The sequence below is a fragment of the Streptomyces sp. NBC_00887 genome (assembly GCF_045207585.1).
In genome coordinates, this window is record NZ_CP108788.1 from 999,112 (window position 1) to 1,011,857 (window position 12,746).

Annotated in this window: 9 protein-coding genes; 6 read left to right on the top strand and 3 right to left on the bottom strand. The window is 69.6% G+C overall.

The features are described 5' to 3' along the window. The first annotated feature begins 116 nt into the window (after positions 1-116). Positions 117-614 (top strand): MarR family winged helix-turn-helix transcriptional regulator, encoded by a 498-nt coding sequence (locus OG844_RS04545; protein WP_406396004.1) that lies wholly within the window; start codon positions 117-119, stop codon positions 612-614. 37 nt (positions 615-651) lie between these two features. Here OG844_RS04545 and OG844_RS04550 read toward each other — a convergent pair whose 3' ends face one another. Next, positions 652-1,839, bottom strand: a complete 1,188-nt coding sequence (locus OG844_RS04550) for a PP2C family protein-serine/threonine phosphatase (RefSeq protein ID WP_406388247.1) — start codon at positions 1,837-1,839, stop codon at positions 652-654. A 291-nt stretch (positions 1,840-2,130) separates the two neighbouring features. On the opposite strand from OG844_RS04550, the gene OG844_RS04555 reads away from it, so the two are divergent. From OG844_RS04555 to OG844_RS04570, 4 genes are all read left to right on the top strand, one after another. Further along, positions 2,131-2,988, top strand: a complete 858-nt coding sequence (locus OG844_RS04555) for a SigB/SigF/SigG family RNA polymerase sigma factor (protein WP_406388248.1) — start codon at positions 2,131-2,133, stop codon at positions 2,986-2,988. 804 nt (positions 2,989-3,792) lie between these two features. Then, on the top strand, positions 3,793-5,205 hold the full coding sequence (locus tag OG844_RS04560; protein ID WP_406388250.1) for a family 2B encapsulin nanocompartment shell protein: 1,413 nt from the start codon (positions 3,793-3,795) through the stop codon (positions 5,203-5,205). A 109-nt stretch (positions 5,206-5,314) separates the two neighbouring features. Further along, a complete protein-coding gene (locus OG844_RS04565) occupies positions 5,315-6,625 on the top strand; it encodes a family 2 encapsulin nanocompartment cargo protein terpene cyclase (protein ID WP_406388252.1) in 1,311 nt (436 codons plus the stop codon). Between the two features lie 16 nt (positions 6,626-6,641). Beyond that, positions 6,642-7,517: a geranyl diphosphate 2-C-methyltransferase gene (locus tag OG844_RS04570; RefSeq protein ID WP_406388253.1), complete on the top strand. Its 876-nt coding sequence runs from the start codon at positions 6,642-6,644 to the stop codon at positions 7,515-7,517. Between the two features lie 91 nt (positions 7,518-7,608). Here the strand turns inward: OG844_RS04570 and OG844_RS04575 are convergent, their stop codons facing one another. Then, a complete protein-coding gene (locus OG844_RS04575) occupies positions 7,609-9,570 on the bottom strand; it encodes an acyl-CoA dehydrogenase (protein ID WP_406388255.1) in 1,962 nt (653 codons plus the stop codon). A gap of 192 nt (positions 9,571-9,762) precedes the next feature. On the opposite strand from OG844_RS04575, the gene OG844_RS04580 reads away from it, so the two are divergent. Further along, the gene (locus OG844_RS04580; RefSeq protein WP_406388257.1) at positions 9,763-10,188 is read left to right on the top strand and encodes a VOC family protein; all 426 of its coding nucleotides are present in this window, start codon (positions 9,763-9,765) and stop codon (positions 10,186-10,188) included. Between the two features lie 143 nt (positions 10,189-10,331). On the opposite strand, the gene OG844_RS04585 is transcribed toward OG844_RS04580, so the two are convergent. After that, positions 10,332-12,566: a serine/threonine-protein kinase gene (locus OG844_RS04585; protein ID WP_406388258.1), complete on the bottom strand. Its 2,235-nt coding sequence runs from the start codon at positions 12,564-12,566 to the stop codon at positions 10,332-10,334. Positions 12,567-12,746 lie beyond the last annotated feature (180 nt).

The following is a 12,746-nucleotide window of genomic DNA, read 5'->3' on the forward strand; positions in this document are numbered from 1 at the left end:
TGTCCCGGAACCTCGGTCCTGGCTCTCCGTACGAGCGCAGCGGATGCCCGGCTCGATTGCTCGGTCCGGTGGCCAGACGGACGAGTGAGGCGATGCCGGATCGGAGTGTCATCAATATGGGCCTGAGCCCCGAACCCGACCATCGGTCGCGGGATGTGGCCCGTGAGGGTTCCGAGTTCGTCGAACTCCTCGAAGTCCTCTGGGAGCACGGACGCGAAGCCGTGCCGACAGGCCCGGTCTCCCCTTCCCAGCTCCGCGTGCTGTACACGCTGGACCGGGAGGAGGGCATCAATCTGCGGATGCTCGCCGATGCCCTGGGATCGGCCTCCCCCTCGGTCAGCAGGCTGTGCGACCGCTTGCAGGCCACGGGGTTCGTGGAGCGCACCCCCAGCCCGGTGAGCCGCCGGGAACTGGAGCTCCGGCTGACCAGTCTCGGCAAGGCGTATCTGGTCGACCTGCGCATGCGCAGGGAGGAGGTGCTGATGTCCACGATCGACGCGATGCCGGCCAAGGCACGGCGTTCGCTCCTCGAAGGGCTCAGGGCCTTCCGCGGCGCGGCTGCGTCCTCGGGGCAGGACAGCGACGGGGCGAGACCCTTGCGGTCGACCGGATAGAAGCCGGCCGACCGCACGGCCGCCTGATCGGCCACGGTCACACGAACGTGCCACCGGTGGAGGACTGCCGTCCGAACCAGTCCAGGCAGACCACCAGGGCATCGTCCTCCAGCGGTGTCGCGCCCCGGTAGTCCCGCAGATCGCGGAGAACCGCGAGAGGCACCTGCTCGGAAGGCAGGAAGCGGTGCGCGGACAGTGCCCGTGCGAGGGCACGCTGCCCGTAGTGCTCCCCCGCCGCCGACGCGCTGTCGTAGACACCGTCACTACCGATCAGCAGCCGGTCGCCCGGCTCCACGCGAAGGCGCTCCGCGACGTACTCCGTCTCTTCGAACATGCCCAGCGGGAGCTGCGCGTCGAAGTCGAAGGATTCGACGCCGCGTCCCCTCAGCCGCCACATGCGGGGGGAGCCGGCGTCCACGGCCTCCACCTCGCCCGTGGCCAGGTCGAAACGGAGCAGCAGGACCGACGCGTGCAGGGCGCCCCGGTGCTGGGCGTAGACGGCCTGGTCGGCAAGGCTGGCCTGGCCGGAAAGGTCGAGGCCGGCGCGGCGGGCGTTGCGCAGCGCGTTCACTACGAGATTGGTCAGCAGGGCCGCCTCCATCCCCTTGCCCATACCGTTGGTGACGGTGAGGGTGAGGTGATGGGCCGACACCGACCAGTCGAAGTTGTCGCCGAAGATCGCGTACGCGGGCTCCAGGTGGGCACCCAGCGAGAATTCGGGGCGGGACACGGAGCGGCCGGGCAGCAGCTGCCACTGCATCTCCGCGGCCAGGGTCAGCCGTGTGGCGCGGCGGGCGAGGAGATAGAGGTCGGTGTCCCGTTCGGCTACGAGGATCTCGTGGCCGAGCGCTTCGCAGATCTGCTGCATCTCCGCGAGGCACTCGCGGGACCAGCCGCCCTCCCGCGCCGTGACGCTGAGGACACCGAGCCGGTCTCCCCGGACGGTCACCGGCAGGTGCGCCGTCGCCGGACCCGGCGTGGTCCGGGGCTCCACGTACGCCTCCTGGGCGCCGAATGCCCGCCCTTGCGGGCTGTCATGTATGGGCACCGGCTCGGCGAGAGGCGCCTCGGACACCACTTGGAGCGTGGTCACGCCGTAGTCGGCGAGCCGCAACTCCACGCTCTGTACGTCGTACTGCTCCCGCAGAGTCGTCGTGACGACGTCGAGGAGCTGATGAGGTGCGGCCTTGCGCAGCTCTCGCTCGACGGCAGCGAATCTGTCCACGTGATCCTGTTTCTCGTCGTGCTGCGCCGAAGCCCCGGACCGTCCGTGGGCCTCGGCCGTCAGCCTCCAGCGTACGGGGCCTGTACCCGATCCAGCGCGGCGCGCCCAGGGGGGTCGCACCGGTGATCGGCGCTGCTCATCTTACGATGCCCAGAGACAACTGTTTCCGCACAGCAAGAAAATTCGCGTCACCGCGCATGGTCCTCCCGAGGCGGGGCAAGGGCTCGTCAGGAAGCGAGCTCGTTCCAGGGAGGGTGACAAGAAGTGATTGCTGAACAGACTGCCGGGCTCATGCCGACTGACGTGACGTCGGCTTCGGAGGCTTCGCCGGAGCGTGTCGGTGAGCTGCCCTGGATCGAGGACGCGGGCAAGGTGGCCCCGAAGGACGCGCGCGCCCTGTCGACGCTGTTCTTCGAGCAGCTGCAGGTCCTGGAGGAGGGCACGCGCGAGTACCAGTACGCGCGCAACACCCTCATCGAGATGAACATCTCCCTGGTCAGGTTCGCCGCGCGCCGCTTCCGCAACCGGGGCAGCGGTGAGATGGAGGACATCACCCAGGTCGGAACCATCGGACTCATCAAGGCCATCGACCGGTTCGAGCTCTCCCGTGAGGTCGAGTTCACCACCTTCGCCGTCCCCTACATCATCGGCGAGATCAAGCGCTTCTTCCGTGACACCACCTGGGCCGTCCACGTCCCCCGACGGCTGCAGGAACTCCGCGTGGATCTGGCCAAGGCGAAGGACGAACTCGCCACCCACCTGGACCGTGACCCGACGGCGAAGGAACTGGCCGAACACATGGACCTCACCGAGGACGAGGTCATCGAGGGCATCATCGCGTCGAACGGCTACACCGCGGGCTCCCTGGACCTGCCGACCGACTCCGGGGAAACGCCGGGCTCGGCGTCCCGCACGTTCGCCGACATCCTGGGTGAGCCCGACTCCGCCATGGAGACCGTGGAGAACCTGCACGCCTTGGCCCCGCTCCTGGAGGAGCTCGACGACCGCGAGCGACGCATCATCGAGATGCGCTTCGGCCAGGAGATGACGCAGTCGCAGATAGGCGCCGAACTCGACGTCTCCCAGATGCACGTCTCCCGCCTCCTCACACGCACCCTCGGCAAGCTCCGCGCCGGCATGCTGGCCTGAATACGCCCGCACCCGGAACCTTCGGGACACCGGCGGGCCGTCGTCCGCGCGATGAAGCGGCCTTCCGGCCCGGCACCGATCGGGCTGGGCCCGCCGCCCGGGACGCATCGGTGACCCCACCACGTCCCTGCCCGGCAGGTACCGCCCGTGGATCCGGCACAGTCCCACGCCGGACCGACGGCCACCCCCCGTCGGTCGCCGTGTGCGGCGCGGCGCGCAGCCCGCCCCGCGCCGCACACGGAAGACCGATGACTCTCGGTTCGCACGGCGCCTGAGCCCGCGGCGGCGCGCCTCCCCGACGATGACGACCGGCACCGGCCACCCCTTTCGCCTCAAGTCCGCGAAGATGCCTCGTCGGTGCGTTTCCCCAGCTGTTCCCTGGCCCGAATCCGGGCCTTGTCGCGTTTCTGGCCTCGTGTCGGTGAGGCCGGTCGTGACTCATGCGGAAACGGTCGCGTCAGCGGGCGGTCGACCCGTCGGGCCCGACAGCCCGCAACTCTCTTGGCGTACGGCACTTCCGCCGCCGTCGGCCCGTCGGTCCCACACCGCTGAATCCGAGCCGGCCGATCCCTGGGACGCGCCATCAGCCTCGGCTGAATACAGCCGGTACCCGGACAAACATCGTGCGGACGCGATCATCGTATCGAGCGAATGTCAGCAACTTCCCTTGGTTCAGGGGGCGAAGCGGCCGTTAAGGTTCCTCTGGGTCTGGACGGATTCCCGTTCATATACCGCTTTTCCCTCCTGTTGCCCGGTGGTGTCCGCTTACGCGCGCCACCGCCCTGACCAAGGAGACCTTGCCCGATGACCACTGACTCGACCACGGAAGCGCAAGTGGAGTTGCCCCGGCAGTCCAGCCTGAGCACGGCGGCTGCCCGCAACCTCGCCACCACGACCAAGTCCGCCCCGCAGATGCAGGAGATCACCTCTCGCTGGCTCCTGCGCATGCTCCCCTGGGTGGAGACCCAGGGCGGGGCCTACCGGGTGAACCGTCGGCTGACGTACACCGTCGGCGACGGGAGCGTGGAGTTCATCCAGGACGGCGCCGACGTCCGGGTGATTCCCCGTGAGCTCGGTGAACTGGCCCTGCTGCGCGGCTTCGACGACGTCGAGGTACTGGCAGCCGTCGCGGACAGGTGCGTCCAACGCGACTTCCGCACCGGCGAGACGCTCGTGGAGCGCGGGACACCCGCGGACCAGCTCCACCTGATCGCCCACGGACGCATCAGCCGGACCTCGGTCGGCAAGTACGGCGACGATGCCGCTCTGGACGTACTCGCCGATGGCGACCGGTTCGGGGAGCACGCCCTGCTCGAGGAGGACGCCCGGTGGGAGCACACCGCCACCGCCGAGACCTCGGGCACGCTGCTCACCCTGTCACGCGCCGACTTCCGCGCCGTGCTGTCCACGGCGCCGAGCCTCCGAGCCCACCTCGAAGAGTTCTCCTCGCTGTCCAGCCAACGGCAGAACCACCGCGGCGAGGCGGAGATCGCGATGTCGGCCGGCCACAGCGGCGAAACCGAGCTGCCCGGCGCGTTCGTCGACTACGAACTGAAACCGCGCGAGTACGAACTCTCGGTCGCCCAGACCATTCTGCGGATCCACACGAGGGTCGCCGACCTCTACAACGGGCCGATGAACCAGACGAAGGAGCAACTCAGGCTCACCATCGAGGCGTTGCGTGAGCGCCAGGAGCACGAGCTGATCAACAACCGGGAGTTCGGCCTGCTCCACAACGCGGACTTCAAGCAGCGCATCCAGACGCACTCCGGTCCCCCGACTCCGGACGACATGGACGAACTGCTGTGCCGGCGCCGCGGCACCAAGTTCTTCCTCGCGCACCCTCGGACGATCGCGGCGATCGGGCGCGGGTTCAACGCGCGTGGGGTCTATCCGGACCATGTCGACCTCGGGGGCCAGCAGGTCCCGGCCTGGCGCGGGGTCCCGATCCTCCCCTGCAACAAGATCCCCGTCACCAAGGAGAGGACCAGCTCGATCCTCGCCATGCGTACCGGCGAGGAGAACCAGGGCGTCATCGGTCTGCACCAGACCGGGCTCCCGGACGAGTACGAACCGGGTCTGTCGGTCCGCTTCATGGGCCTCGACGAGAAGGCGATCACGTCCTACCTCGTCAGCACCTACTACTCCGCCGCCATCCTCGTGCCGGACGCGGTCGGCGTGCTGGAGAACGTGCAGATCGCCCACTGGCCCAAGTAGCGGGCCCGGCCCGAAAAGGCCTGGTGCGACACCCCCAACCCCTCTCGGGGCGGTCGCGCATGCCCCGGAGGGCCTCGGGACAGCCGCCCACCCCACGAAGGAGCCACGGATGTCAGAGCCTGAGCTGCCACCACCACAGTCCCACCTGCAAGAGGCCGCTTCCCGCTTCGGGGCGCACGTACTCGCTTCCGCCGCGGCCCGCGCCTTCGACATCGACACCGCGACCGGCGGGCCGCCCTGCGCTCCGGCCTCGCCCGCCCCGCCTGCGCCGGCCTCGCCCGCCCTGACTCCCCTCGACACCCCGGCGATGGAGGTGCCCGCACCGGGCGCCGACCTGGCACGCATCCTGCGTGGCCCCAGCGGTCTGGGCACAGCGGGCCTGCGCCTGATCCTGCGGGAAAGGCCACCGACGTCTTCGGAGCCGCCGACGGACACAGCGGAGGGCACGCCGGTCCCGGGCCTCTACTACCACCCGGTGCCCGAGCCCGACCCGGTGCGGGTCGAAGAAGTCAGCCGAAGGATCAAGTCCTGGGCGTTGGACGAGGTCAGCCTGTATCCCGAGGACTGGGAGGAGGAGTTCGACGGCTTTTCGGTGGGCCGCTACATGGTCGGCTGCCATCCGGACGCGCCCACCGTCGACCACCTGATGGTCGCCACACGCTTGATGGTGGCCGAGAACGCCGTGGACGACTGCTACTGCGAGGACCACGGGGGCTCTCCCGTCGGCCTGGGCGAACGTCTTCTGCTGGCGCACACCGCCCTCGACCCCCTGCACACGACCGAGGAGTACCAGCCGCAGTGGGCGAAGTCGCTCCACGCGGACGCACCCCGGCGCGCCTACCGCTCCGCCATGGAGTACTTCGTCCGAGCTGCCAGCCCTTCCCAGGCGGACCGGTTACGGCACGACATGGCCCGGCTGCACCTGGGGTACCTCGCCGAAGCGGCCTGGGCGCAGTTGGACCACGTACCGGAGGTGTGGGAGTACCTGGCCATGCGCCAGTTCAACAACTTCCGTCCCTGTCCGACCATCACCGACACCGTCGGCGGCTACGAACTGCCGGCGGACCTGCACGCCCAGGCCGCGATGCAGAAGGTCATCGCCCTCGCGGGGAACGCGACGACCATCGTGAACGACCTGTACTCGTACACCAAGGAACTCGACGCTCCGGGCCGGCACCTGAACCTGCCCGTCGTGATCGCCGAACGTGAGGGCCTCTCCGAACGGGACGCCTATCTGAAGTCGGTCGAGGTCCACAACGACCTCATGCACGACTTCGAACGAGAAGCCTCCGCCCTGGCCGAGGCCTGCCCCGCCCCCGACGTGCAGCGCTTCCTCCGGGGCGTGGCCACCTGGGTCGACGGCAACCACCACTGGCACCGGTCCAACACCTACCGCTACAGCCTGCCCGATTTCTGGTAAGAGAATGGAATCATCTGTGACCCACACCGAACTCGCCACCGCGTCCCTCCACATCCCCCGCCCGTCGACGCCCTACCAGGGGGACATCGCCCGCTACTGGGACGGGGAGGCCAGGCCCGTGAACCTGCGTCTCGGCGATGTCGACGGCCTCTACCACCATCACTACGGCATCGGCGACGTGGACCACGCCGCACTCGGTGACTCCACGGACAGCGAGAGCGAGAAGAAACTCATCGCCGAGCTCCACCGACTGGAGTCCGCCCAGGCGGAGTTCCTTCTGGGGCATCTCGGTGACATCGGCGAGGACGACACCCTGGTGGACGCCGGCTGTGGCCGCGGCGGTTCGATGGTGATGGCGCACCAGCGCTTCGGGTGCGAGGTCGAAGGTGTCACGCTGTCGGCCAAGCAAGCCGACTTCGCCAACCGTCGTGCCCGAGAACTCCGTGTCCAGGACCACGTCCGCGCCCGCGTCTGCAACATGCTCGCCACTCCGTTCGAGACCGGGTCGGCCGCGGCCTCGTGGAACAACGAGTCGAGCATGTACGTCGACCTGCACGACCTCTTCGCCGAACACTCCCGCATCCTCGAGGTCGGCGGCCGCTACGTGACCATCACCGGCTGCTGGAACCCGCGGTACGGGCAGCCCTCGAAGTGGGTCTCGCAGATCAACGCGCACTTCGAGTGCAACATCCACTCGCGCCGGGAGTACCTGCGCGCCATGGCCGACAATCGCCTCGTGCCACAGGCCGTCATCGATCTCACCCCCGACACCCTGCCCTACTGGGAGCTACGGGCCACGTCTTCGCTGGTCACGGGAATCGAGGACGCGTTCATCAACTCCTACAGGGACGGGTCCTTCCAGTACCTCCTCATCGCAGCCGACCGCATCTGACCGCCTGCTGACCGGAGGGCCCGCCCCCGGTGGAACGGGCCCTCTCCGTGCCACAGCCACGCGCCCCACTGCGGCTCGGCACGGCGCCCGGTCAGCCCACCAGGTCCGGCGCGCGCAGCATTTCCGACGGGATGCCCCAGGCGTCGACGAAGTCGACCGCGAGGGGCCGGACCTTGCGGCAGAGGTCGTTCACCTCACGGCTGATCGCCTTGGAACGCTGGACGGTCAGCCTGCCGTGCTCCATGAACCAGGCCCGGTCCGCCTCGATCGTCGACAGGGCGAACAGGTCGCACAGCAAGCCCAGCGCGACCTTGTTGCCGCTCTTCGGCAACGCACGCACCTGGTCGACGAACGCTTCCAGCACCAGCCGCTCCACGTGTGCGTGGGCGACCGCGATGACGTGGTCCTGGACCTGCGAGAAGACGGCTCCGGGGTTGCGCTTCTGGTCGATCCCGCGCTTGAGCCTGCGGGCGACGCCGGCGAGCATGTGCTCCTCTCGGTAGCGGAGCATGGCGAGCTGGTATTCCGAGTCTCGCAGCCCGGCTTCCTGGTCCCACTCGTCTCCGCCGGGCAGCAGATCGCGTACCCGCTCGAGCAGCTTGTGGGCCGAAGTCTTCTCGATGACCGTCTCGACGGCGAGGTTGGTGACGTGGCGTACCATGCCGAGCTGGTCGAGGTCCTCGAACTCGCTCGCGTAATGGGTGAGCAGGCCTTTGGCCACGAGTTGCAGCAGGACGTGGTTGTCGCCCTCGAAGGTGGTGAAGATGTCGCTGTCGCTCTTGAGGGCGGCGAACCGGTTCACGGTGAGGTAACCGGCGCCGCCGCACGCCTCGCGGCACTCCTGGATGACCCGGGTGGCGTGCCAGGTGCCGAGCGCCTTGGTGCCCGCGGCCCGTGACTCCAGCCGGCGCCGCGCGTGCGCGTCGTCCTCGATGCCGGAGAAGACGTCGTGCAGCTGCGTGCGCACGACGTCCTGCGCGAAGTGCAACGCGTACGTGCGCGCGACGAGCGGCAGCAGACGACGCTGGTGCAGACCGTAGTCGAGGAGCAGTTGCTCCTCCGCGTCCGGGGACGCCTCGAACTGCCGGCGCCGCACGGCGTACTTGGTGGCGATCGCGAGGGCGACCTTGGCCGCGTTGACCCCGGCGCCGCCGACGCTGACCCGTCCCTGGACCAGTGTGCCGAGCATGGTGAAGAAGCGCCGGTCGGGGTTCTCGATCGAGCTTTCGTAGACGCCGTCGGCGGTGACGTCGGCGAACCGGTTGAGCAGCGCCTCACGCGGCACCCGCACGCCGTCGAACCAGATGCGGCCGTTGTCCACGCCGTTGAGGCCCATCTTTCGGCCGTCGTCCTCGATCCGGACACCGGGGGCCACCTCGCCGCCGACCCGGACCGGCACGACGAACGCGTGCACCCCCTCGGGCTTCCCGCCCACCTCCAGCTGGGCGAAGACGACCGCCAGCTCCGCGTGGCGGGCCGCATTGCCGATGTAGTCCTTGCGCGCCTGGTCGCCGTCCGTGGTGATGACGAACTCCTGGCGGGCGGCGTCGTACCTCGCGTGGGTGCCGAGCGCCTGGACATTGGAGCCGTGCCCGGTCTCGGTCATCGCGAAGCACCCCATCAGCCGCCCGGTGATCAGGTCCGGCAGATGGGCGTCGTGGTGGCGTTCGGTGCCCAGGTGCAGGATCGCGCCACCGAAGAGTCCGAACTGCACGCCGACCTTCACCAGCACCGAAAGGTCACCGAAGGCAAGGGTCTCGAAAGCGGCGATCGAGGCTCCGATGTCGCCGCCCCCTCCGTACTTGCTCGGGAAACCCATACCGGTCTGTCCCGTCGCGGCCATCTCGACCACGAGCTCACGAACCCGCTCGCGAAACGCGTCGACGCCGAGCTCGTCGGCCTCCTCGAGAACGGAGGCATGCGTCACCAGGTTGCTCCGGACCAGGCCGCGGATCTCGGCGTACTCGCCGTCGAGCACCTCGGCCAGGGCCCGGACGTCGACCTCGGGCTGCACGTATCCGCTCGCAGCAGTGGATGTGTTGTCAGTGGCCATGCCATCTCGCTACCCCGCGCGGGGACGATCAAGCGGTCGACCGGCGCTCGCAGGGCCGTACGGGGGAAGCGCGGCGAGGTGACCGAGCAGATGCGTTCCACGCCCCGGCCGGGTGCTGTGGGCCAGTGCGGTTGCTCGACACGCTGGGGCTCACGCGCGGCAGCTGACTGCGGCGCCAGGCACAGTGGAGGCATGACCACGGACAACAGGAACATTCTCGCCCGGGGGCGCGTGGCGACCCGGCTGCCCGCCCAGGACCTGGACCGGGCACGGCGCTTCTACGCCGAGCAGCTCGGGCTGGAGCCCGTCGACGAACGGCCCGGTGGACTGCTGTACCGGTGTGGAGACACCGAGTTCGCCCTGTTCGAGTCGACAGGAGCCTCGCCCGGAACTTTCACCCAGATGGGGTGGCAGGTCGACGACGTGGAGACGATCGTGGCGGAACTCAAGCAACGCGGCGTGATGTTCGAGGAGGTCGACGTGCCCGGTCTCCGGACGAAGGACGGGATCGCCGATATCGACGGGAACTACCCGAGCAAGGGCGCACGGGGAGAGCGCGCCGCCTGGTTCCGCGACAGCGAGGGCAACCTGCTGGGCATCGGCGAGCCGGTCGCCTGAACGGCGCACATCGTGGTCCGGCCGGCGTCCGTGCAGCCGGTCGCCGCGGTGCGCAACCTCCAGGTGGCGCAGCAGATCAGCGGGTGAGCCGGTGAGATCCTGGGCCCCGCAAGGAAGGCGGCCGGCGTCCGGTGCCGCCGGGGTCAGCTCGGCTTCGGCGGCTTCTGTGCGTCGAAGGCGAAGAGAGTGTTCCTGGCCGCGGCCACGATCACCGCACGTCCAGCGACGGTCACACGCGGGCCTGCGCCCTGCTCACCCGTCAGACCGTCGGCCTGCGGATCCGTTGTCCACAGCGCTCTGCCGTCGTGCGGGGACAGTGCGACGACCCGACCGGTGGCCGAGCTGAAGTACAGCGCGTCGGCTCCTGCCGCGGGACCCGACGCGCCCTCCACGCCCGTCTGCCGCGACCACTTCTTCCGGCCGGTCGCGGGGTCGAGCGCCGTGACGAGACCGGTGTGCCCGCTCACGTACACGGTGCCGTCCGCCATGCCGGGCGTCCCCGCGTACGTCTGGGCCAGTCGGGAGTACGTGACCTTCCGCGAGGCCGGGTCAACCCGCGCCACCCCGTCGTAACCGGTCAGCGCCGGTCCCTCCAGGTGCTCCTGAAGGAGTACGAGCCTGCCGTCGGCGCCGCCCACCGGCACGGCGGGACCGTCGACCGCGATAGGCCTGCCCAGGGTCCCCGAGGCGCGGTCGACCGTGGACAGGGTCGGGTGGCGCACCTCCAAGGCATCCACCTCCGCATCCGTCGCGCACATGGCGAAGAGCCGTGGGCCCGCCGGGACGGGAGCGCACTGCGTTCCCGCGGGGAACGACGTCGTCCAGGTGACCTCACCGCTGTGCGCGTCCCGGGCCTCGAAGCGGGAGTTGGAAGCGTCGACCGTCACGACGGCGGAGCCGATCACGACGGCGTCCTGGGTCCGGCCCGTGACGGCGGTCGACTGGGCGCCGGACGGTACGGACCACAGCTCCCTGCCGTTGTCGGCGTCGATGGCCACCACCTCGCTGGGAGGGTCCTGCGGGGCGTCCTGGGCGGCGAAGCGGTAACCGAGCGCCGTGTCGTCGGTGGCGCCCACCAGGTGCATGCCCTGGACGGGGACGCCCGGGCTCTTCGCCGTCCACACCCGCGAGCCGTCCATGGTCCTGATACGGGTGGCGACGACACCGCCGCCCCCGCAGAACAGCGCCTCGCCGCGCGCGACGCAACGCAGCTCGTCGGGGATGTCTTCGCTGCCACCCTGCACGGTCCTGCGCCACGGCTCGAAGCCGTCCGGCAGTGCAGCACCCGGCACCGCGACGCTGTTGCCCTTGTCACCGCCGCTGTTGCCCCCGGAGCCGCCCGCCTTCAGCGCCGCGACTCCCCCGCCGATCGCTGCCACGGCGACCGCGGCCGCGAGCACAGGACGCCACCGGCGGCGCAGACGGTGGCCGATGGGGGTGCCGGTGCTCCCTGGACCGGCCTCGGCGGTGGCCGGGGCATTCGGCTCCGGGGTGGCCCGCGTCGCGTGATGCTGGGTGATCATGTCGCGGGTGCGGCCCGCGCCGAGCCCGCTCACCTCGGTACCGCCGAGGTCGGACGGCAAATCCCGCAACAGCACGAGGAGTTCGTCCGCCGAGGGGCGCCCCTCGGGCTCCTTGTCCAGGCACGGCTCGATGACCGCACGCAGAGCCGCCGGTACCGCACCCAGCGACGGCTCCTCGTGCACCACCTGATACGCCGTCAAATACGGGCTGTCCGCGTCGAAGGGCCCATGTCCCGTTGCCGCGTACACCAGCAGCGTCCCCAGCGAGAAGACATCGGACCGCGGCCCCACACCGCGCGGCGCCTGCAACTGCTCCGGCGACATGAAGGGCGGCGTACCGATGACCCGCCCGGTCATCGTCAGCGTCTGCTGGTCCACGGCGCGCGAAATGCCGAAGTCGATGACGCGCGGGCCCTCGGGCGAGAGCACGACGTTCGAGGGCTTCAGGTCACGGTGGACGACCCCCACCCGGTGGATGTCGCGCAGTGCCTCCGCCAGCCCGATGGCGAGCCTCCTCAGCTCCGCTCCGTTCAGCGGACCCTCCGCGGCGATGCGCTGGGCGAGCGTGTGCCCCTCGATGTAGGTCGTCGCCATCCACGGCTGCTCGGCCTCGGGGGCGGCGTCGACCACGGCGGCGGTGAACGCTCCACTCACCCGCCTCGCGGCAGCAACCTCCTGCCGGAAGCGGATGCGGAACTCGTCGTCCCCCGCGTACTGCTGATGGATGAGCTTGATCGCGACGGGTCGCCCCGAACTCGTACGGGCCAGAAAGACCGTGCCCATGCCACCCGAGCCGAGCCGCGCCTCAAGTGGATAACCGCCGATCTCGGCTGGATCTCCTTCGCGCAGCGACACCCTTCCCGACCTCCCGTCCCCCGTGCACCTGTGCCACCACGGGCCCGCGTACCTGTCCTGCACCCAAACTAGTCGCAGTGCAGTACGGCAGAGCAAAGCGGGTGACGAACAGCGAGCGCAGGGCTGCTCCCGTGCCGCTCACGACGTTCCGCCGTGGGAGAACCATGCCCCGGCAGTGGG

What these genes read in the sequence shown, in the direction of transcription:
- OG844_RS04545 (WP_406396004.1), top strand. Translation starts at nt 117, where the DNA reads ATGGGCCTGAGCCCCGAACCCGACCATCGGTCGCGGGATGTGGCCCGT.
- OG844_RS04555 (WP_406388248.1), top strand. Translation starts at nt 2,131, where the DNA reads ATGCCGACTGACGTGACGTCGGCTTCGGAGGCTTCGCCGGAGCGTGTC.
- OG844_RS04560 (WP_406388250.1), top strand. Translation starts at nt 3,793, where the DNA reads ATGACCACTGACTCGACCACGGAAGCGCAAGTGGAGTTGCCCCGGCAG.
- OG844_RS04565 (WP_406388252.1), top strand. Translation starts at nt 5,315, where the DNA reads ATGTCAGAGCCTGAGCTGCCACCACCACAGTCCCACCTGCAAGAGGCC.
- OG844_RS04575 (WP_406388255.1), bottom strand. Translation starts at nt 9,570, where the DNA reads ATGGCCACTGACAACACATCCACTGCTGCGAGCGGATACGTGCAGCCC.
- OG844_RS04580 (WP_406388257.1), top strand. Translation starts at nt 9,763, where the DNA reads ATGACCACGGACAACAGGAACATTCTCGCCCGGGGGCGCGTGGCGACC.